The sequence below is a fragment of the Mesorhizobium sp. RCAM 06353 genome (assembly GCF_059683585.1).
In genome coordinates, this window is sequence record NZ_CM185031.1 from 2,025,155 (window position 1) to 2,046,098 (window position 20,944).

Sequence of the window (20,944 nt, forward strand, 5' to 3'; positions counted from 1 at the left end):
ATGCTTGAAGCCGCCGCTATTTCATTCCACATCGACTGGGATGAAGGACGAAGCACGAGAACGGCGTCGGAATCTGTTGTGGGGCATCCCCGCATCGCTGATCCTGCATGCGCTTCTCGCGGTGTTCCTGGTGTATGGCCTGCGCTTGCCACCCCAACAGCCGCTGGAGGAGCAGCCGGTCAATGTCGCACTCGTGCCTCCGCCCGAGCAGCCAAAGCCGAAACCTGTTCCCCCGCCGCCGCCAAAGCTGCCCAAAGCCGAAAAGCCGCCCGAGCAGAAAGTGGAGAAGCCGCCGCCTCCGGAGCCGCCTAAGCCGCAGAACCTCCCGGTTCTGAAGCGCGTCTTTCAGTATGGCCAGAAGGATACCGGGCCGGAGAAATCACTCGACGGAAGCAGCGCTAAACCCAACGCGCCGTCGCCGGCCAAGGATGAGGCGGCGAAGCCGCCTGTAGCACCGACACCCACGCCGACCCAGCCCGCCCCGGCTGCAACGCCAGAGCAGACGGCAGAGCCCAGCAAGCCCGACGAGATGCCGGCCACCGTTGCGCCGGACGAAAAACCCGCGCAAACCGAGGAAAAGCAGCCGACCGAGGACAACGATAAACAACAGCCGGACAAGCAGGAGCCGGCGCCGCAAACCGACGAGAAGCAAGCGGTCGTGACGCCAAAGCCATTGGCGGCCGAGACCGGTGATAAGCCGGCGCCTCCAGCCTCAGCTGGAAAAGCGAAGCCCAAACCTGCAAAGGCAATGACTTTCAAACCAGCAAAAGCTTTCAAGGCCCCGGTCGGGAATGCTGGAAGGTCAAATCCCACCAACAACGACGTTGCGGGTTCACCGATCTATTCCGGCCTTCCGGGCGTCAGAAAGCTTTACTCGCAGGGGGCAACCGGCAATGCGTTCGCTACAAGCTCCATGGAGAATGTGCCGCGTGGCGAGCGCGTGGCCACCCTTTGCGGCAATGTTCTGAGCACAGAATTGCAAAGAGCCGATTATCCGATCAAATGGATACCAACCATTGATCTGGACAAGGGCAATGTTCTTGATCCTCCGGATGCCGCCTTCAGCACGAGAGCTCAATGGTACAATCTGAGCTTCCGGTGCGAGGTCGACGCCGATGCGACGAGGGTGCTGTCCTTCAACTTCCATGTTGGGCCGTTGATCCCACCGGGCGAATGGGCACGACGTCGATTGACTCGGTGGCCACTAAATTAGGCCGGCACGCCGAGCCCGGCCAATTGCCGGCTAACGTCTTGCCAGTCGGCGCAGACGAAATCGGCACCGGCCGCCGTCAGCCGCGCGGCGTGCTCGGCATAGGTATGGCCGCCGCCGGTGTAGCCGATCGCCGTCATGCCGGCGGCGACCGCGCCCTGGATGCCAAAGGGCGAATCCTCGATGACGATGCAGTCGGCCGGGTCGGCGCCCATTTTGGCGGCGGCGAACAGGAAGATGTCGGGTGCCGGCTTGCCGTTCTTGACCATCGAGGCGCTGTAGATCGCCTCGCCGAAGAAATGCGCCAGCCCGGTGACGGCAAGGCTGTGGTTGATGCGCTCGACCGAGGATGACGAGGCAACGCAGCGGTCGCCTTCAAGCGTTTCCAGAAACGCGGCGATCCCCGGCGTCGGCTTCAATTCCTCGGTGAACAGGGCCTTGGTCTCGGCCCAGATGTCGCCGTCGGCGGCAGCGGGAAACTGATGGCCGGTCAATTCCCTGATCCTGACGATGATATCGGACTGCTTCATGCCAACGCATTGGGCGATGATGCCGCCATGAACGCCCGGCATACCGTGCTTTTCATAGACGCGCTCATAGGCCGTGGCGGCCAGCGGCTCGCTGTCGACGAGAACGCCGTCACAATCGAAAATGATAGGCCTTGGTCGCGCCACGCGCTTGTCTCCTCAAGTCAAATTTCGCACATCGCTATCGGCAAAAAGTCAAATGTTCAATAGCGCGATGTCTTGAGCGCGTTTTCGGCATGAAACAGCGAGCAGTCAAAGCTGGCGCAGCGCATCGCTTGCGCGCGCGGATCCCAGGGCCCTTTGCATGGCTTGCCGGGATTGTGCGCGGTCCGGCGTGATCCAGTTCGGTTCGGCGCCGAGGAAGCGGTCGAGGAAAGCCACTGCATAGGCCGGCATCTCGGTCACGTTCTCGCGATAGGACCACCAGGTGCGCAGATCGTCGGCGCATTTGTCGATGCTGGGCGCCGTGCCGAATTCTTGCTCGTGGACCGCCGAAATCACCGAGACGCAGTAGTTGGTGTAGAGGAAGCCTTCCGGCCAGAAGCGGATGATTTCCAGCGTGCCGGCATTCTGATCTGTTTCAATCAGCTGGTCGAGGCCGGAGATTTCCCTGGCGGGCGCCTGCTTGATCAGCTCGCGCAGCACCAGGCCGGCGGCAAAGACGATGAAGTCGGCGCGGTCGACCGCAGCGAAGCGCTTCTGCGCTTCCATGATCTCGACCCAGTCGAGAAAAGCCCTTGTCAGCTTCGCCTCGTCGATCTCGAAGCGCACGCCGAACGTGTCCGAGACCACCTTGGCGCTGCCGCGGAAGGTGGCGCGGAACCAGCGCAGCTGCCGCAACCGGTGGCGCAGGTCGGGCATAAGGGCCAGTTCGTCCCTGAAGGGCAGTTCCATTGCATGCATCCCGTTTGCTGACAGGCTAGCACAGCCAAGCCGCCGCCGAAATCGGCGACGGCCCTGTGGATGGCGTGGCAGAGGCCAATATCATACATATTGACATTCTCGGAAACAAATGTTCTCACTTTGCTGTTGTCGCGCGCCGGTCCAAGGTGGGCTTCGACGGAGGCTTCGGGAGGAGAACCGAATGGCGATTTGGCAGTGGGGACTGCTTCTGCTGGTTATTGTGTGGGCGCTGCAGTCGCTCGGCGTCTGGCTGCAGATGCGGCACTATTCGGATGTCTTCCGGGGCGTCACCGACCAGTACAAGGACGGCTTCGTCGGAGCCGGCAATTTTCGCGGCCGATTTGCCAAGGGGACCATCGCGCTGGTCGTGGTGACGCCTGACATGATCGTGCGCCGCCTGATGGTGATGACCGGCCGCTCCGTCTTCACCAAGTTCAAAAGACATGAAGAATTCGAGGGTGTTCCCCTCGATCGACTCCGGTCCAACCCTGCGATCATGGGGGAGGGGGAACCCGGTGTGGCCGAGGCCGTGAAGCGGGCGATCGAACAGATCGACAAAACACGGTCGGAGCCGGGGAAGAAGCCGGGTCTATCCGGTTTGAACGTAGCAAGGGCCTAGAGGACGCCGCGCACCGACTGGGATAACCGGCGGGCGGCATAAGGAGGAGAAATGTCTGTATTTTCGTTGTTGGCGCAGCATGCCGACATGGCCGTGCACAATCTGCATGTCGCAGGTACCATGGTCTCGGATGCTGCTTTGCATGGCAAGCTCGCCGTCGAGCATGCTTCCGATCATCTCGTTGTCCTGGCGCAAGCCGACAGCGGACCGATCACCGTCGACCAGTTCAAGGAAAAGCTGAAGGACGTTCAGCAGGAAGAGCAGCTCGGCTGGCTGACCGCCATCGGCAAATACTTCATCGGTATCTTCCAGAAGGGCGGCGAAGTGTTCGCCGGCTTCGTCACCGGTATCATTCCGACGCTGGTGGTGCTGATGACTGCCTTCTACGCCGTTACCGAACTGGTCGGCGAAGAGCGCGTGCATGGCCTGGCGCGCGGCGCCGGCAGGATTGCCCTGACCCGCTATACGCTGCTGCCGCTGTTGGCGGTGTTCTTCCTCACCAATCCGATGGCCTACACGTTCGGATCGTTCCTGGAAGAAAAGCACAAGCCGGCCTTCTATGACGCGGCCGTGTCCTACGTGCATCCGCCGCTCGGCCTGTTCCCGCACATCAATCCCGGCGAATATTTCGTCTGGGGCGGCATTCTCGTGGCTCTGCTCGAGCTTGAGAAGAAGGGCGTTGTCGTCGCCGGTTACCACGTCAAGGTAGCGATCTGGTACGCCATTGTCGGCCTCGTCGTCATCCTGCTCAAGGGCATGCTGACCGAGCGCATCACCGCCATCATGGCACGCCGCCAGGGCGTCGAGCTGTAAGGGGCGGGGAGGACATCATGGCCAAGACATACAAAGCCGTACGCATCACCCGGGGTAAAACCGGTTGGGGTGGTCCGCTCGTGATCGAGCCGACCGAACAGCGCAGCAAGGTTGTTTCCGTCACCGGTGGTGGCATTCACCCGGTGGCGCAGCTCATCGCCGACATGACCGGTGCCGAAGCCGTCGATGGCTTCAAGGCGCCGCCGATCGAAAGCGAGATGGCGGTCGTCGTCGTCGATTGCGGCGGCACCGCACGCTGCGGCGTCTATCCGCGCAAACGTATCCCGACCGTCAATCTGACGCCGGTCGGACAGTCTGGGCCTCTCGCCCAGTTCATCACCGAGGATATCTACGTTTCGGGCGTGAAGCCGGCCGATGTCACAATGGCTGACGGGTCCGAAACGGTCACCACTGCGGGGGGAGCAGCAGCGATGAGTTCGAGCAATAACAACACGACGCCGACGGCGCTGCCCAGCGAGGGCGGTCTCATCGGCTTCATCAGCACGATCGGCCGCATCATGGGTCGCGTCGTCGGCATCTTCTTCAATGCCGGCCGCCGCACCATCGACCAGGTCATCCGCAACGTGCTGCCGTTCATGGCCTTCGTGACCATGCTCATCGGTCTGATCCTCTACACCGGCATCGGCGACGTTCTGGCACAGCCGATGGGTCCGCTGGCCAACAACATCGTCGGCCTGCTGATCATCTCGGCGATTTGCGGCCTGCCGTTCCTGTCGCCCATACTCGGGCCAGGCGCTGTCATCGCGCAGGTCATCGGCGTGGCGATCATCGGCCCGCAGATCGCCAATGGCACGATTTCGCCGGCGATGGCCCTGCCGGCGCTGTTTGCCTACAATACGCAGGTGGGCTGCGACTTCGTCCCCGTCGGCCTGGCGCTCGGTGAAGCCAAGCCGAAGACGATCGAAATCGGTGTTCCAGCGGTGCTCATCAGCCGCCAGATCATGGGGCCGGTATCCGTGCTGATCGCATGGGTCGTCAGCCTGATCGTGTTCTAAAAAGCAATTCCAGGAAAAGTGTAAGCGGTTTTCCGTCCGGAGTTGCGTCAAAGTAGGAAAATGAGGTTCGCCATATGACGGTTCTGCTGAGAACACGGGTCACTGCCATCGGACCCGAAGTGGCGGACCTTGCCGAAGGGGGCGTGGTCATCCTGTTTGCGGATGGCTCGCCGCCGGAGCTTGCCGAGGTTTCCGTGCTCCACAAGACGGAGCACGGACCCAGCGACGGCGCGCCTCAAAAGGGCGCGTCGATCACCCTTGGCGATGTTTCCGCGACCATTACCGCAGTTGGCTCCAGCGCGTGGAGCAAGGTGCTCGAGATGGGCCACGTCGTCATCTCGTTCAACGGCGCCACCGAGGCCGAGAGGCCGGGCGAAATCTGCGCATCGCAGGTCGATACGAAAGCGCTCGTGGCAGCCCTTAAGACAGACGCGATCATCACCATCGCCGCCTGAAAGCATTCGCGCCCTGCCCGTCTGGTTTTGGCGCCTAAAAAAGCAGAGTATTTGCCATGGAACGCTCGACCATCGTCAGAGTGCATGAAGGTTTGCACGCCCGCCCCGCCACGCGGTTCGTCAAGCTCGCCAAGGGCTTCGAATCCGATGTCGAACTGGTCAAGGACGGCAAGGCGGTCAGCGCCAAGAGCTCCGTCAAGCTGATGCTGCTGGCGGTCAAGGAAAACCAGGAAGTCACCGTGCGGGCCAACGGCGCCGACGCGATCGAGGCGATCGAGGCGCTGATCGGCTATCTCGAGAACCCCAAAGCGGGTCTCGATGACGAGGCCGAGCCGCAGAGCCCGGCGAATGATGCCGGCCAGGCGGCACCCGCACCGGCGCCGCAATCCGCAAAGACTGCACTCGGCGAAGCGAACGGCTTGCGCGGTGTCGCGGCAAGCGAGGGCGTCGCCATCGGGCCGGCCTTCGCGCATTTTCCGCCTGACATCGCCGGACAGGGCCGCATGCTGCAGGCTGAAGAGATCGCCGGCGAGATCGACAGGTTCCGTGCCGCCGTCGCCGCCGTCCAGGCGCGCATGGACCGGGCCTTGGCGCAGGACAGCCTGTCGGCCGGAGACAGGGGGATCGTCGCGGCCCTTCGCGATATCGCCGCCGACGACAGCCTGACCGGCGAGGCCGAAACGGCGATCAAGGGCGGCAATGATGCAGTCTCGGCCGTCATCACCGCAGCCGCCACCATCGCCGCCGATTTCAGCGCCGTCGACGATCACTATCTCAATGCGCGGGCGGACGACGTCCATGCCGTCGGGCGGCAGATCTGCCTGGTGCTGCTCGGCCAGGACGATGTCAGTCTCGAAAACATCCCCGAAGGCGCCATTCTCATCGCCGACGACATCGGCGCCTGGGATCTGGCGCGCGCGCCACTGAAGCGGATTGGTGGCGTTATTTGCGGCCATGGCGGCGCCACCTCGCACATCGCCATCATCGCTCGCTCGCACGGCATTCCGGCGGTTCTGGGCCTTGGCGACCAGGTCAATGCCTTGCGCACGGCGCGCGACGTGGCGCTCGACGGCAACGCCGGCCATGTGATCGTCGACCCGGATGCAGCGACGCGCGCCGACTATGCCGGTCGTGTCGAAGCGGCGGCGAAGGAGCGTGCCGGCCTGACCGCCTTCAAGACAGTGACGCCGAAGCGCGCCGACGGCAAGGTGATCGAGGTCGCGGCCAATATCGGCTCGCTGGAGGAAATCGAGGCGGCGCAGGAGGCTGGCGCCATGGGTGTCGGCCTGTTCCGCACCGAGCTCCTGTTCATGCGCCACATGCACCTGCCCTCGGAGGACATGCAGGCCGAGACCTATGCAGCGCTGGCCAAGGCCTTCGCGCCCTATCCAGTCATCGTGCGCACGCTCGACATTGGCGGCGACAAGCCGATCGCCGGCATCGAGTTCCCCGACGAGGAGAACCCCTTTCTCGGCTGGCGCGGCATCCGCATGTGCCTCGACCGGCCCGACATCTTCAAGCGCCAGCTCCGGGCTCTGCTCAGGGCAGCCGTGCACGGCAACATCAAGGTGATGCTGCCGATGGTGGCCGATATTTCCGAAGTCACGCGCACCCGCGCGCTGGTCGATGAATGCGCCGCCGAGCTGAAGGCTGAAGGCGTACCGCATGCGACGTTCGATCTCGGCGTGATGATCGAAACCCCAGCCGCCGTGCTGATCGCCCCGGCGCTGGCCAAGGAGGTGGCCTTCTTCTCGATCGGCACCAATGATCTCACCCAGTACATCATGGCCGCTGACCGGCTCAATCCGACCGTGGCCAAGCTCAACGACGTCACCAATCCGGCGGTCATGATGGCGATCGAGCTGACGGCAAAAGCCGGCGTCGCCGCAGGCATCATGGTGGGCATGTGCGGCGAGGCGGCAGGTCGGCCGGATCTGATCCCGGCTTTCATCGAGATGGGCCTGACCGAGCTTTCGATGAGCCCGGCCTCGATCCAGCGCGCCAAGAAGACGATCACGGCCATGGCTGCTGGAGATTAGGTTTCCGCAGCCGTTCTCTTTGTTTTGCGCAACCGGGCGTTACGGCAAGTGGGCAAGCAAAGTGGCAAAGACAGGGGTCAGTTCCTCGATCGGGCTCGCCTTGGCACAGGCCTGGACAAGGCGGTCATGACGGATATCGGCAGCCAGGATCGCGATCTCCAGCATGTCCGGCTCCGGCGCGCCGTCGCGGCCGGTTGTCGCCGGGCCGCAGGCCAGAACGACCGGCGCCAGGCAGCTTATATCGAGCGCCCGACCACCAATCGCAGCCGTTTCCGGCGCGACTTCGCCAAAGTGGACCGGACGCTGGTTGAGCAACTCGACCAGCACCGCCGCGCAGGTGGCCGCGATTGCCTGCAGTCCTGTACCCGGTGCGGTCAGCGTGGCCAGCAGATCGCCATGGCGCTTGCGCATCGTGGCATGCACGGCGGCAAAATCGGCTTCATGAATGCGGGCATTGTCGATCTTCAGCCCGGCAAGCACCGCCTTGGTCAGATAGTACATGTCGCGCCGGAACAGGCGCTCGGCGCTCAACTGCCGTTCTTCGTTTCCGGCCGGGAAATAGGTGCCGAGGCCTTTCACGGTCGTGCCGTCCACCTTGATCGGGCGCTCATGCGGGACAAAGGATTCGGCGATCGACAGCGCTTCGTCGAAGGCGCTGGCGGCATGGCTGAGCAAGCCTTCGATGCCCTTGCCCGGAAACGGCGGCAGATGGCTGGTGGCTTCGCGCAGGACGCTGGCGTCACCGGTGCCGTCATGACGGCTTTGGCGGATGATGTCGCGGACTTCCCGCAACCGGTCCTTCAAATTGACGCGGACGTCTTCGGAGATTTGTCGGAGCATCGCGGATCGCCTCGAAAGTGCCATGGAGGGCGGCCAGCTGGGGGCCGGCCTACCACCTCTACATTGTTCCTATCGATTGGTAGATCAATAGGCGATACTAGACCAGCATGCAGAATCGGCGACAGCACGCTTGTCCGTCGCCGCGGGGGAGGGACGATTTGGCCAGGCGACGACAAACCGGAGAGGGGCGGGCCGACGAGGGGCGGATAGGGGCCGAAGCGACCGAGCAGGTCGCTAGCGAAAGCCGGACCGACCGCCTCAGGATTCGCGCCGCCTGGATGTATTTCGTCGAGCAGATGACGCAAAACGAGATCGCCGACGTGCTCGGCGTCGGCCGCGTCACCATCGTGCGCATGCTGGCCGAGGCGCGGGCGCGCAACGAGGTGAAGATCACCATCGAGAGCGAATTGTCGGAGATCGTGCGGCTGGAGCGCGCGCTGGAGCGGACGTTCGGCCTGCAGCAGGCGCTGGTGGCGCCGCTTTCTGCCCCCAATGCCGATCCGATCCCGGCAATCAGCGCCAAGACCGGCAGTTTTCTTTCCGATACGATGAAATCCGGTATGCGCGTCGGCGTCGGCTGGGGCCAGACGCTGTTTTCGAGCCTGCCCTTCATCAGCGCCAAATCGCTCACCGACTTCAAGGTCATTTCGCTGCTTGGCGGTGTCGGCGTCGTGCGGCGCTACAACCCGGCCGAATTCGCCTGGCGCTTCGCGCAAATCTTCCAGGGCGACGGCTATCTGATCCCGACGCCGGCCGTTGTCGACAGCGTCGAGACCAAGATCGCGCTGGTCGAGCGCTGCGGCCTGCAGGAGGTCTTTGAAATGGCCAACGTGCTCGATGCCGTTCTTCTGAGCGTCGGCGGCATCGCTTCGGCCACCACCTTCTCTCGCGGCGGCTTTCTCAGGGAAGCGGACCGCGAGGCGCTGCTTGCGCGCGGCGCGGTCGGCGACCTTCTGTTCCATTTCTTCGACCGCAATGGCGACCTCGTCGACCATCCCGTCAACAGCCACGTGATGTCGGTGGAGGTCGACCGCCTGCGCGCGGCGCCAATCCGCATCCTGACCTCCGGCGGTGCGGAGAAGACCGAGGCGCTGCTCGGTGCCATGAACCTGATCGCGCCGACGATCCTCATCACCGACGAGGAAAGCGCCAAGCGCATGCTCGAAGCAGTCAGCGCAAGCTGAAGGATTCCGTGATGTAATCGGGCCAGGCCTGCTGCTCGTCGAAAACGGCGGCAAGATCCGGTGTGTCCGACAGTATTCCGCCGAGCACCAGCGCCGTGGCGACGCCGGCGCCGTTGCCGCCCGCTATGTCGTGCTCGACGCTGTCGCCAACGCAGACCACGCTGCGACGGTCCGGCTCGCCGGCCAGCGCCAGGGCCGCGTTGAATATCGCCGGATAGGGCTTGCCGATGCGGGTGACGCTGCCGCCCAGGCTTTCGTAGAGATCGGCGATCTCTCCGGCGCCGAAGCGGGGTCCGACCGCCGTCAGCATTATCCTGTCGGGATTGGTGCAGAAGCACGGCACCTTTCGCGCCGCCGGCGGCGCGAGCAGCCGGCGATAGTGGTCGAGGTCGTGGCGATCGCCCTCGCTGGCCGAGATCAGCACCAGCTCGGCGTCCTCACCGGCCTCCGTCAGCACCAAGGGCAGGCCTTCGATCGCCGTGCGGTCATTGTCGCGGCTGATCAGCAGGCATTTCGTACCCGAGCGCAGCTTTCCCGATGCCGCCATGTCGTTGAAGGACCGCCATGCCACCTCGCCGGAGGAGACAAAATGGTCCCAGCTGCCAGCGGCGAAGCCGAGCTGCAGCAGGCGATCCTCGTTGGGCCTGGCGCGCTTGCCGGAATTGGAAATCAGCACCACGGTCTTGCCGGCGCGCTTCAGCGCCGACAATGCCTCCACCGCGCCGGGATAAGGAGCCTGGCCGTCATGCAGCACGCCGAACTGGTCGAGCAGGAAGACCTGATAGCGCTCAGCCAGCGGTCCGATGCCGTCGAGGCGTTCGATGGTTTTCACGCTCATAACAGCCCCGCCTTGCTTGCACCCTTCAGCGCCAGTCGCGCTGTACCGGCGGCCGCCTCGTCGGAAAGTGTGGGCAGGAAATCGACCCTCAACTTGCGCTGCCGGATTGCCGTCCAGGCCTTATTTGCAGCGCCGCCGCCGACGCTCCTGACCGAGGTCAGCGGCGGTGCGCCGAGTTCGGCAAGCCTGCGGTAGCCGAGTGCCTCGATCGCGGCCATGCCTTCGAACATCGCCTTGAGATGGTCGGCGTCGTCAGCCGGCCGTGGCGCAAGGCGCGGCGGCAGTGCGGGGTCGGCGATTGGAAAGCGCTCGCCGGCCGTGCTGAGCGGATAATAGTCGAGGCCGGTCTCGGTCGTCGGGTCGATCTTGGCACTGAGTTCGATGATGCGTGCGAGCGGAAAATGCTGCGCCAGCACCTTGCCGCCGGAATTCGACGCGCCGCCAGCCAGCCAGGCGTCGCCGAGGCGATGGCTGTAGATGCCGAAGCGCGGCGCCGAGATCGGCCGGTCGGAGAGGATCTTGATGGTGAGCGAGGATCCCAGCGCGGTGACACCGTCGCCGGCTGATGTGGCGCCTGTCGCCAGGAACGAGGCGCAGCCGTCCGTGGTGCCGGCGACCACGACCACATCGCGCGGGAGGCCGAACAGCTCGGCGGCGACCGCGGTGAGCGTGCCGGTGACATCGCCCGGCTCGACGACATCAGGCAGCAAGTCCATGCGCATGCCTGTGGCCGCGATCCAGTCCGGCCAGCGGCGCGCCTCGACGTCGTAGCCTGTCTTCAGCGCGTTGTTCTCGTCGCTGACAGCGAAGCGGCCGGATAGGTTTCCGGCGATCCAGTCGGCCTGGTGCAGCACCGCCGCGATGCCGGGAAGATGCTGGAACCTCAGCGCCTTGGCGAGGCCTGAAGTGGCGCCATGCGCGGCGCTGGCCTCCGGCGCCTCACGGGCGATGGCGGCCAGTATGTCGGTGTCTGTGACCTTGTCGTTGTACATCAGCGGCTCGGCCAGGGGCCGCCCGTTGGCGTCGACCGGCAGCAGCGTGCCGGACGTGCCGTCGACTGCGACGGCGCGGATCGCGGCGCGGTCAATGTTCGAAAGCAGTTCCGTCAGAGCCGCCTGGACCGCTTGCCACCATACCGAGGGGTCGCCGGGATTTTGTCCGAATCTGTCGAGGCGGACTGCCGACTGGCCAGCAATCGAAAAATCCGGGCGCATGGCGACGGCGCGTGCGCCCGACGTGCCGATGTCGATGCCGATGACGAGGGGCATCATGTCTTCAGTCCTTTGCTAGCCGCCTGTGGCATTGAGCTTCTGGCGATACTGCTCGGCGTCCCAATTGACCAGTTCATCATTCTCGGCGGCGGTGAGATAGTTTAATCGTGCCGCGGCATCGATGCGTGCCGTCACATCGGCAAGGCAGCGTTGCATGGCATCGGCGCCGGCGCTGGCGTCGCCGCGCATCAGCACGCCGGCGCCGGGAAACAGGATCGCCACGGGTGCCGCGCCGAGCCGCGCGGCAACACCGGCCGCATCCTCGCCTGGTCTCGCCACCACCGAGCCCTGGCCGAGGAAGATGACATGGTCCGGATAGAGGCTGCCGGCCTCAGCCATGCGGCGGCTTTCCGCATCGAGCGCGACCGCATGGGCTTCGGCATCCGCCGGCAATCGGTAGACGCTGTCGCCGGCAAGCGCTGTCAGAGCCGCGATATCGGGTGCGGCGGTTGCGCGCGCCGGGCGCGCCAGCAGTGACCGGACGCGGCGGAGCAGGCGGTCTGCCTCGGCGACGGTTTCGGCGGCGACGACCAGCCCGTGATTGCCGAGGATCAGCACGTCGACACCGGGCCGCAGCTTTTCGGCAATGCCACGGGCAAGCGGCAGGCCTGGCCGGAAGTAGGGTACGTAAGCCCATTCGATGCCGCCGAGCCGCCCGGCGACCTCGGCCTCGCCATCGGCCTGCACGGCAAGCGAAATCGTGTCGACGCAATGCACATGCAGCACCACGCGTTGCGGCATCAAGGCGTGCACCGTCGTTTCGATCGACGGGCGCAGGCCGCGCGGATTGAGTTCATCGACGGCAAAGGCCTGCGGCGTGTCGGCGGCCGGATCGCGCTCGTCGACCGCCTTGAGCAGCGGCGCCATCGCCACCGGCACCATGATGTCGTCGCTGAGCGCATCCTTCAGCCATGTGCCGGACGCCTTGATCCACAGCGTGTCTCCAGCCTTGAGCGAGGTGTTGCCGCCCGCCGCCTGCGTCATATGCGGGTTGAGCCCGATGCTGGCCGACAGCGCCCGCAAGGCTGCCAGTTCCTGCGCATCAGCTTGGGTTGCCATGGCGCCTTTCCCTCAACGCTTGTGCGAAATCCCGTCGCCCGGGCCGCTGTTGGCGCTGATATCGCAGATATGAGTGATCTGCGTCAACAGTGATCTACTATCGTCAAAACTGGCTTGCAATCTGACTAATGTTGAGTAAGTTGCGCCAATTGCCATGAAAAAAATGGCATTGGGAGGAAAAAGTTGAGCGACCTCGGCCGCCAGCGTCAGATCGTCGAATTGCTGCGGGACCGCCCGTTCGCCTCGGTGCGCGAGCTGCAGGAGCGGCTTGGCGTTTCGGCGGCGACGGTGAGGCGCGATATCGACAGGATCGATGAGGCCGGCGAGGCGCGGAAGGTCTATGGCGGCATCTCGGCGCTCGATGGCGCTTCACAGGCAGGTGTTGCCTATGCCCGGCCCTATGATGAAAACCGCGACCTTGCGGTCGAGGCCAAGCGGCAGATCGCCGCTCTCGCGGCGACCATGGTGCGCGACGGTGACGCGGTCATCGTCCATGGCGGCTCGACCTGCTTCCATCTCGGCGTCAAGCTCGCCGACCGCAACATCCGCCTCTACACCAATTCGATGCCGCTCGCGGCCTATCTCAGCGACCATGGCCATTGCAGCCTGACCGTTGCCGGTGGCGACCTGCATCGCGAACCCGGCATCATCCACTCGCTGAGCCAGGCGACGCCCTTCTACGCCTCGAAATTCTTTCTCGGCGCGCAAGGCCTCAACCAGGAGGGGCTGCTGGAATCGCATCCGCTGCTGGTGCGCTCCATTGTCGAGCTCAGCCTCTGCGCCGACCAGATCGTGGTGCTGGCCGACAGCCGCAAACTGTCGATCCACGCGCGCAATGTCGCCCTGCCGCTGTCGCGCATCGGCACGCTGGTGACTGACGACGGCCTCTCCGACACCGATGCACGCATGCTGGAGGACGCCGGCGTCATGGTGCGGATTGCGTCCACTTCGGGAGCCGTCCCGTGAAAGTGGCGGTGCTCGATTTCGGCAAGACAAATTCGAAGCTGTTCGTCTTCGGCCAGGACGGACGCATCCTCGACGAGCGCCGGACCCAGCCGAAGTGGGTGCGCCAAAACGGCTTCAGCGTGCTCGACGAGGCCGGCCTCCGTGATTGGGCGCTCGGTGCCCTCGCCGATGCGGTCGAAAACCATGGCGTCGACGGGGTGATGGTGTCGGGCCATGGCTGCACCTTTGCCCTCGTCGACGACACGGCGCTGACGTATCCGATCCTCGACTACGAGCAGGAGCCGCCGGCCGAAATCGCCACCCGAATCGATCGCCGCATTCCGGATTTTGCCGAGACGTTCTCGCCCCGCCTGCCGCTCGGCTTCAATTATGGCCGTCACATGCTGTGGCTGCAGGAAGTCGATCCCGACGCGTTCGCCTCGGCGACATCCATCCTCGGCTATCCCCAATACTGGAGCTGGCGCCTCGGCGGCAGGCCGGTTTGCGAAGTGTCCTATCTCGGCTGCCATTCGCATTTGTGGGCACCGCGCAAACGGGATTTTTCCTCGCTGGTCGATGCCGAGGGGTGGCGCGGCCAGATGCCGGCCTTCGCGCGCGCCGGCGCGATTATCGGCGAGCGGCATCTCGGTGACGCGGCACGGCCGATCGCCATCCACAATGGCGTCCACGACTCGAATGCGGCGCTCTATGCCTATCGCCGGCAAGAGCTTGGCCCGCTGACCGTGGTGTCGACCGGTACCTGGGTCATCGTGCTCAATCCCGACTGTCCGCTGGAAGTGCTCGACCGTGATCGCGACATGCTGGTCAATGTCGATGTCGACGGCGGCCCGGTGCCGACCATCCGCTTCATGGGCGGCCGCGAATTCGCCACCATCAGCGGCGGCTGGCAAGGCGCGATCCCGCATGGCTCGCTACAGCAGGCGATCGACGCCGGCCTCATGGCGCTGCCGAGCTTCGCGCCGGGCGGGCCGATTCCGGACCATCCCGGCCGGCTGGTCGGCCGCATGCCCGATGCCGGGGAACGCGCTGCCGTGGCACTGCTTTACGTGGCGCTGATGGTCGATCTCTGCCTCGACCTCATCCATTCGCAAAACACCGTCATCGTCGATGGCGGGTTGAACACTGGCGGCCTGCTGGCCGGGCTGCTGGCGCAACTGCGCCCCGGGCAGAGCTTTCTGCAGGGCGCTTCGCTTGAAGGCAGCGCCACGGGCGCGGCGGCGCTCGCTTTCGAAAGCGTCGGCCGCGAATTCGCCGCCGAGGCGCCGGAGGCGGTGCATGCGACGCGCTTCGGTGGCCTCGCCGGCTACCGCGACGCCTGGCGCGATCGCGTTGCCGGGCAGGGCACTGCCGTCAAGACGGCGGGAGGCGCGCGATGATCGCGACGGCCAAGACCGAGACGGCACGCCGGCCGGTGCTGGAGATGCGCCACATCTCCAAGACGTTCGGCGCAGTCCGCGCCTTGCAGGATGTGTCGCTGTCCGTTCACGCCGGTGAGGTCCATGCGCTGATGGGCGAAAATGGCGCCGGCAAGTCGACATTGATGAAGGTGCTGTCGGGCGCCTATCGTCCGGATGCCGGCGGCGAGATCCTGATCGATGGCGTGCCCGCCGCGACCGGCGATCCGGTCAAGGCGCGCGCCGCCGGCATTGCCGTCATCTACCAGGAGCTGTCGCTGGCGCCCAATCTGACGGTGGCGCAGAACATCTTCCTCGGCAACGAGCCGCGGCGCTTCGGCATCGTCGACCGCGACCAATGCAGCCGGCGCGCGAACGAAATCATCGCGCGGCTCGGCGTCTCCTTCTCGGCGCGTGCGCTGGTCTCCAGCCTGTCGCTCGGCGAGCGCCAATTGGTCGAGATCGCCCGTGCGCTGTCGACCAATGCGCGCATCATCGTCATGGACGAACCGACGACGTCGCTGACCTCGCGCGAGACCGACCGGCTGTTCGAGGTGATCGCGACGCTGAAGGCGCAAGCCATCGCCATAATCTACATCAGCCATCGCATGGAAGAGGTCTACCAGCTCGCCGACCGCGTCAGCGTGCTGCGCGACAGTGGCTATGTCGGCACGCTGGAGCGCGCCGACCTCAACGCCTCGCGCCTGGTGTCGATGATGGTCGGCCGCGATCTCTCCGCCTTCTACAAGAAGGACCATCGCCCGCCGGACGAAAAGCGTGCCGTCGCGCTCTCGGTGCGCGGCATGTCCGACGGCCGTCTGCTGAAGAACTGTTCGTTCGACCTGCACAAGGGCGAGGTGCTGGCGCTGGCGGGTCTCGTCGGCTCCGGCCGCACCGAGCTTGCCCGGCTGATCTTCGGCGCCGACAGGCGGACATCAGGCACGCTGGAACTCGACGGCAAGCCTGTAACCATCGGCTCGCCGCGCGAGGCGCTCGATGCCGGCATCGCCTACCTCACCGAGGACCGCAAGGAACTCGGCCTGTTCCTCGACATGTCGATTTCCGACAACATCAGCATGGGCGTGCTGACCAGGGACGCGCGGGTTGGCGGATTTCGCGATTTCACCCTCGCCGATAGGCGCGCGGCGAAGGCCATTGCTGACCTGTCGATCCGCACCCGTTCGGCGCAGGCCAATGCTGGCTCGCTGTCGGGCGGCAACCAGCAGAAGGTGCTGCTCGCCCGGCTGCTGGAGACCGAGCCGAAGGTCGTCATCCTCGACGAGCCGACCCGCGGCGTCGACGTCGGCGCCAAGTCGGAAATCTACCGGCTGATCGACAATCTCGCCAACAGCGGCATCGCCATCCTGATGATCTCCAGCGAACTGCCCGAGGTGATCGGCGTCGCCGACCGCGTGCTGGTGATGCGCGACGGCACTATCGCGGGCGAGGTGACGGCATCCGAAGGCGAGCCGCTGCGCCAGGAGGCGATCATGGAACTTGCGACGGGAGCGGCCCAGGGATGACCGACAGAATGACGACGAGCGTGGATCAGGCGACGGTCAGGAGCCGGCGGCTGCGCACGGCCTTTGCCGCTCTCGGCATGCTGCCGGTGCTGGTGCTGCTGGCGGCGGGCTTCCAGTTCATCAATCCGCGTTTCCTCACCGAGACCAACCTGCTGATCGTCACCCAGCAATCGTCGATCAACATCGTGCTCGCTGCCGGCATGACCTTCGTCATCCTGACCGGCGGCATCGACCTGTCGGTCGGTTCCATCCTCGCCGCCGCGGCGATGGTGGCCGTGATGGTGTCATTGGTGCCGGACTGGGGCCTGCTCGGCGTGCCGGCCGCCATCCTGGCTGGTCTCGGTTTCGGCCTCATCAACGGGCTGCTCGTCGCCTATATCAGACTGCCACCCTTCATCGTCACGCTGGGCTCGTTGACAGCCGTGCGCGGCATTGCTCGCCTGCTCGGGCAGGACACGACCGTGTTCAACTCGGACCTGCCGTTCGACTTCATCGGCAATGGCTCGCTGCTTGGTATCCCCTGGCTGGTCATCATCGCGCTCACCGTGGTGGTGCTGTCCTGGCTGGTGCTCAAGCGCACCGTGCTCGGCACCTGGATCTATGCCGTTGGCGGCAATGCCGAAGCGGCGCGGCTGACCGGCATCAAGGTGCCGCTGGTGCTGCTCTTCGTCTATGGCGTCTCCGGCCTGCTCGCCGGTCTCGGCGGCGCCATGTCGGCGGCAAGGCTTTACGCCGCCAATGGCCTGCAGCTCGGCCAGTCCTACGAACTCGACGCCATCGCTGCCGTCATCCTCGGCGGCACCAGCTTCGTCGGCGGCGTCGGCTCGATCTGGGGCACGCTGATCGGCGGCCTGATCATCGCGGTGCTTTCCAACGGGCTCATCTTGGCCGGTGTCTCGGACATCTGGCAGTACATCATCAAGGGATTGGTCATCATCGTGGCGGTCGCCCTCGACCGCTACCGGCTCCAGGCAGGGGCGAGAACGTGAGTGACCTGGTCGCCGGCATCAACGACCGGCTTGTGTAACGCACCGCGAGAGGCGCGGGGCATCAGGAGGAAGTGAGCGTAATGAAGATCATAGCCAAATTGCTCTGCGGCGCCGCATTCGCGGCCGTCGCCATCGCGCCGGCATCGGCCAAGGACCTCAACAAGGTCGGCATCTCGGTCGGCCTGCTCGGCAACCCCTTCTTCGTCGCCACCATCAAGGGCATCGAGGACGCGGCCAAGAAGATCAATCCGAAGGTCGAGGTGACGTCGGTATCGGCCGACTATGACCTCAACAAGCAGGTCTCGCAGGTCGATTCCTTCATCGCCGCCGGCGTCGACGTGATCATGCTCAACGCGGTCGATGCCAAGGCAATCGCGCCGGCGGTGAAGAAGGCGCAGGCCGCCGGTATCATCGTTGCCGCCTTCGACGTTTCGGCGCCGGGCGCCGACGTCACGGTGATGACCAACAACGTCAAGGCCGGCGAAGAGGCCTGCCAGTATCTGGTCGACCACACCGGCGGCAAGGGCGACTATGTCATCCTCAACGGTCCGGCATCGTCGTCGATCCTGGAGCGGGTCAAGGGCTGCAAGAACGTGCTTGCGCAGCATCCCGACATCAAGATCCTGTCCGACGACCAGAACGCCGAAGGCTCGCGCGACGGCGGCCTGAAGGTGTTCCAGTCGCTGCTCACCCGCTTCGACAAGATCGACGCGGTGTTCGCCATCAACGATCCGACGGCGATCGGCGCCCAGCTCGCCGCCAAGCAGCTCAACCGCTCCGAGTTCATCTTCACCGCGGTCGACGGCGCGCCCGATATCGAAAAGGAACTCTCCTCCGGCAAGTCGATGATCAAGGCCTCGGCCTCGCAGGACCCCTATGTGATGGCTGGCCAGTCGCTGACGATGGCGGCTGAATTGCTGGCCGGCAAGAAGCCGGCGGAGGCCACCGTGCTGCTCGATCCCAAGCTGATCACCGCCGAGAACCTGAAGGACTACAAGGGCTGGACCGCGGCCCGCTGATCACTCCAACAAGCGCGGCCGGGTTGACCCGGCCGCGCCTTTCCTCATCGCCGCAAACCGGAGACGATCATGTCGCGCATCGGAATCCATTCTTTCGTCTGGTCGGCGAGCTCGGCGCAAAGCGAGCTCGAACGCACGCTGGCCAACACCCAGGAGGCGGGCTTCGACCTGATCGAATTCTCCTATCTTGAGCCCGCCGATGTCGACATTGGCGGGCTCGCCAAACGCATTGCCGATCTCGATCTCGGCGTGGCGATCAGCATCGGACTGCCTGCTGACGGCGACATATCGAGCGCCGATAAGGCGATTGCGGCGCGCGGCGTCGAGATTCTCAACCAGACCATAGCGCTGACACGCGACCTTGGCGGCCGCAAGGTCGCCGGCATCCTGTCGACCAGCCACGGTTTGCAGGTCGAGGCGCCGACGCGCGACCAGTGGAACCGCAGCGCTGGAACGCTGGCCAAGGTTGCCGAGACGGCGAAGGCGGCCGGCGTCACGCTCAATCTCGAGATCGTCAACCGCTTCGAAAGTAACCTTCTCAACACCGCCTCACAGGGTCTCGCCTTCATCGAGGACACCGGTTCGGACAACATCTTCCTGCATCTCGACACGTTCCATATGAACATCGAGGAGGCCGATGTCGGGCTGGCGATCCGCCACGCCGCGGGCAAGATCGGCTATGTCCATATCGGCGAAAGCCATCGCGGCTTTCTCGGCACCGGCAATATCGACTTTGCAGCGATATTCGATGCGCTGACCGCGATCGGCTATGCCGATGATCTCAGCTTCGAATCCTTCTCGTCGGAAATCGTCGACGAGAACCTGTCGAAGAAGACCGCGATCTGGCGCAATCTGTGGACCGACAATATGGCGCTCGCCAAGCACGCGCGCGCCTTCATCGGCCTCGGGCTGGAGACGGCGCGGCGCAAGGCGGAACTGGTCTCGGCCCGGCACAAGCCGTAGGCGGTCGCCGGCGGCAGGACTTTCCAAGCTGTGCTTGCTTGGATGCGCAAACGCAACCCGTCTCATGGGGTCCGCATTGCTCCCGTCATGCGCATAGGCTATCCGACGTCCCGGATGAATGAAGCAAACGGAGCCCGGCATGACGAACAAGACGATCCTGAAATTCGGCGCGATCGAACACGCGGAAGCCGGCGACCTGCCTGGTTGGATCGCGGTCGAGGGCCAGCCGACCATGCAAACCGCCGTCCAGCACACGACCGCGGACGGCAAGGTCATCTCGGGCACGTGGCGGGCGTCGCCCGGCACCTACCATGCGACCTACACCGACTATGAGTTCGTGCACATGATCGCCGGCCGCATCATCATCACCCCCGACGGCGGCACGCCGGTCGAAGTCGGCCCCGGCGACGCCTTCGTGGTGGAAGCCGATTTCAAGGGCACATGGAAGATCATCGAGCCGGTGACCAAGCATTTCGTGGTCCGGGTGGCCTGAACCTACCAGGCTCGATCGCAATCGAAGCAACAAGAAACCCGCCATGGTTTGCCATGGCGGGTTTTTCTTTGCCGCATTGGCTCCGGCCGCTTTTGCCTGGAAATCGGCCTTTGGATGACCAATGCCCCGTAATGGGTCAGAAGGGCTGGCACGGCATTTGCTCCTGCAGCAACGCGGCCAGGAAGCCGCCTTGATCCACGGCCCCGTCGCCTTACCGCGGCAGTTGGGACCTTTCGGTGGTTGGCAAAGATGTATTTACCACAGTTCCTCATTGGAATGACGACGACGTCGGCATCCGTCGCGATATCAGCCTATCTCAAAACAGGTTCGCCAGGGGCCGCCCTTGCATGGGCCGCCGCCAGCGCAATTTTGTTGCAGATCGGCTATTTTGTGCTGGTTGTCAGGCTGGTCTATCAGCCCGCAACTGCTGAGGGGACGACGGCAGACCATGAGGCAAATCAGTCCGAGGTCCGGCTGCCGGTGCGTCTGCTTACGCTTATTGCGGTGGCCATACTTGCCACCGCAGTGATGACGGAGATGACCCGTGCGGATGACGATGACGCCTACTTCGACTGCGTCATAGGCAAGGCCGAGGCGATCATGAAAAAGCAAACGCACAAGGATGCCGAAGCGGCGCTGGAGAAGGCGTACGCGCTATGCCAGCCGATCGAGTCTTCCCAGGAAGCGGATATCCGCAATGGGCTGCCGTTGTCGGAACAGGCTCAGGGCCTATATCCCTTAGCGAATTTGTGATCGGCCCGGCTCCGGAATTGTCTGCCGCACCAGCGGTGTTCCGATACGGTCGCGCCTCCGCAGCTAGAGG

At 64.5% G+C, this 20,944-nt stretch carries 21 protein-coding genes; 15 read left to right on the forward strand and 6 right to left on the reverse strand.

Annotated elements, in window-relative coordinates; genetic code table 11:
• The first annotated feature begins 40 nt into the window (after positions 1–40).
• Positions 41–1,213 carry a DUF930 domain-containing protein gene (locus tag AC56QX_RS09545; protein ID WP_497115494.1) on the forward strand — a complete coding sequence of 391 codons (1,173 nt, stop codon included), beginning with the start codon at positions 41–43 and terminating at the stop codon, positions 1,211–1,213.
• On the opposite strand, the gene AC56QX_RS09550 is transcribed toward AC56QX_RS09545, so the two are convergent.
• Positions 1,210–1,884 carry an HAD family hydrolase gene (locus AC56QX_RS09550; protein WP_497115496.1) on the reverse strand — a complete coding sequence of 225 codons (675 nt, stop codon included), beginning with the start codon at positions 1,882–1,884 and terminating at the stop codon, positions 1,210–1,212. The genes AC56QX_RS09545 and AC56QX_RS09550 overlap by 4 nt on opposite strands.
• 105 nt (positions 1,885–1,989) lie before the next feature.
• Complete coding sequence (locus AC56QX_RS09555; protein WP_497115498.1) at positions 1,990–2,631, reverse strand: hypothetical protein; 642 nt, start codon at positions 2,629–2,631, stop codon at positions 1,990–1,992.
• Positions 2,632–2,821: 190 nt separating this feature from the next.
• Here AC56QX_RS09555 and AC56QX_RS09560 point away from each other — a divergent pair, with 190 nt between their 5' ends.
• The 5 genes from AC56QX_RS09560 (at position 2,822) to ptsP (ending at position 7,582) form a co-directional block, all read left to right on the forward strand.
• Positions 2,822–3,259: a transcriptional regulator GutM gene (locus tag AC56QX_RS09560; protein ID WP_497115500.1), complete on the forward strand. Its 438-nt coding sequence runs from the start codon at positions 2,822–2,824 to the stop codon at positions 3,257–3,259.
• A gap of 51 nt (positions 3,260–3,310) precedes the next feature.
• Positions 3,311–4,072 (forward strand): PTS glucitol/sorbitol transporter subunit IIC, encoded by a 762-nt coding sequence (srlA, locus tag AC56QX_RS09565; protein WP_497115502.1) that lies wholly within the window; start codon positions 3,311–3,313, stop codon positions 4,070–4,072.
• Between the two features lie 17 nt (positions 4,073–4,089).
• A complete protein-coding gene (gene srlE / locus AC56QX_RS09570) occupies positions 4,090–5,088 on the forward strand; it encodes a PTS glucitol/sorbitol transporter subunit IIB (RefSeq protein WP_497115504.1) in 999 nt (332 codons plus the stop codon).
• A 74-nt stretch (positions 5,089–5,162) separates the two neighbouring features.
• A complete protein-coding gene (locus AC56QX_RS09575; RefSeq protein ID WP_497115506.1) occupies positions 5,163–5,543 on the forward strand; it encodes a PTS glucitol/sorbitol transporter subunit IIA in 381 nt (126 codons plus the stop codon).
• 56 nt (positions 5,544–5,599) lie between these two features.
• A complete protein-coding gene (gene ptsP / locus AC56QX_RS09580; RefSeq protein ID WP_497115508.1) occupies positions 5,600–7,582 on the forward strand; it encodes a phosphoenolpyruvate--protein phosphotransferase in 1,983 nt (660 codons plus the stop codon).
• A 39-nt stretch (positions 7,583–7,621) separates the two neighbouring features.
• On the opposite strand, the gene AC56QX_RS09585 is transcribed toward ptsP, so the two are convergent.
• A complete protein-coding gene (locus AC56QX_RS09585; RefSeq protein ID WP_497115509.1) occupies positions 7,622–8,422 on the reverse strand; it encodes a hypothetical protein in 801 nt (266 codons plus the stop codon).
• 158 nt (positions 8,423–8,580) lie between these two features.
• Here AC56QX_RS09585 and AC56QX_RS09590 point away from each other — a divergent pair, with 158 nt between their 5' ends.
• Positions 8,581–9,606, forward strand: a complete 1,026-nt coding sequence (locus tag AC56QX_RS09590; RefSeq protein WP_497115511.1) for a sugar-binding transcriptional regulator — start codon at positions 8,581–8,583, stop codon at positions 9,604–9,606.
• On the opposite strand, the gene AC56QX_RS09595 is transcribed toward AC56QX_RS09590, so the two are convergent.
• The 3 genes from AC56QX_RS09595 to AC56QX_RS09605 are packed head-to-tail and all read right to left on the reverse strand — an operon-like array spanning position 9,593 to position 12,774.
• On the reverse strand, positions 9,593–10,444 hold the full coding sequence (locus AC56QX_RS09595) for a TIGR01459 family HAD-type hydrolase (protein WP_497115513.1): 852 nt from the start codon (positions 10,442–10,444) through the stop codon (positions 9,593–9,595). The genes AC56QX_RS09590 and AC56QX_RS09595 overlap by 14 nt on opposite strands.
• Positions 10,441–11,715, reverse strand: coding sequence for an FGGY-family carbohydrate kinase (locus AC56QX_RS09600; protein ID WP_497115515.1), 1,275 nt, complete (start codon positions 11,713–11,715; stop codon positions 10,441–10,443). The genes AC56QX_RS09595 and AC56QX_RS09600 overlap by 4 nt, the downstream gene beginning before the upstream one ends.
• A gap of 15 nt (positions 11,716–11,730) precedes the next feature.
• Positions 11,731–12,774, reverse strand: a complete 1,044-nt coding sequence (locus AC56QX_RS09605; protein ID WP_497115517.1) for a class II aldolase/adducin family protein — start codon at positions 12,772–12,774, stop codon at positions 11,731–11,733.
• 183 nt (positions 12,775–12,957) lie between these two features.
• Between AC56QX_RS09605 and AC56QX_RS09610 the strand changes: the two genes are divergently transcribed.
• From AC56QX_RS09610 to AC56QX_RS09645, 8 genes are all read left to right on the forward strand, one after another.
• On the forward strand, positions 12,958–13,740 hold the full coding sequence (locus AC56QX_RS09610; RefSeq protein ID WP_497115519.1) for a DeoR/GlpR family DNA-binding transcription regulator: 783 nt from the start codon (positions 12,958–12,960) through the stop codon (positions 13,738–13,740).
• Positions 13,737–15,116, forward strand: coding sequence for an FGGY-family carbohydrate kinase (locus tag AC56QX_RS09615; RefSeq protein ID WP_497115520.1), 1,380 nt, complete (start codon positions 13,737–13,739; stop codon positions 15,114–15,116). Before AC56QX_RS09610 ends, AC56QX_RS09615 begins: the two co-directional genes overlap by 4 nt.
• Positions 15,113–16,657 (forward strand): sugar ABC transporter ATP-binding protein, encoded by a 1,545-nt coding sequence (locus AC56QX_RS09620; RefSeq protein WP_497115522.1) that lies wholly within the window; start codon positions 15,113–15,115, stop codon positions 16,655–16,657. Before AC56QX_RS09615 ends, AC56QX_RS09620 begins: the two co-directional genes overlap by 4 nt.
• The gene (locus AC56QX_RS09625; RefSeq protein ID WP_497115524.1) at positions 16,654–17,646 is read left to right on the forward strand and encodes an ABC transporter permease subunit; all 993 of its coding nucleotides are present in this window, start codon (positions 16,654–16,656) and stop codon (positions 17,644–17,646) included. The genes AC56QX_RS09620 and AC56QX_RS09625 overlap by 4 nt, the downstream gene beginning before the upstream one ends.
• 80 nt (positions 17,647–17,726) lie before the next feature.
• The gene (locus AC56QX_RS09630; protein WP_497115526.1) at positions 17,727–18,665 is read left to right on the forward strand and encodes an ABC transporter substrate-binding protein; all 939 of its coding nucleotides are present in this window, start codon (positions 17,727–17,729) and stop codon (positions 18,663–18,665) included.
• A gap of 69 nt (positions 18,666–18,734) precedes the next feature.
• Positions 18,735–19,628: a sugar phosphate isomerase/epimerase family protein gene (locus AC56QX_RS09635; RefSeq protein ID WP_497115528.1), complete on the forward strand. Its 894-nt coding sequence runs from the start codon at positions 18,735–18,737 to the stop codon at positions 19,626–19,628.
• Between the two features lie 139 nt (positions 19,629–19,767).
• The gene (locus AC56QX_RS09640; protein ID WP_497115530.1) at positions 19,768–20,121 is read left to right on the forward strand and encodes a cupin domain-containing protein; all 354 of its coding nucleotides are present in this window, start codon (positions 19,768–19,770) and stop codon (positions 20,119–20,121) included.
• Between the two features lie 249 nt (positions 20,122–20,370).
• Positions 20,371–20,874, forward strand: a complete 504-nt coding sequence (locus AC56QX_RS09645; RefSeq protein ID WP_497117722.1) for an exopolysaccharide production repressor protein — start codon at positions 20,371–20,373, stop codon at positions 20,872–20,874.
• Positions 20,875–20,944 lie beyond the last annotated feature (70 nt).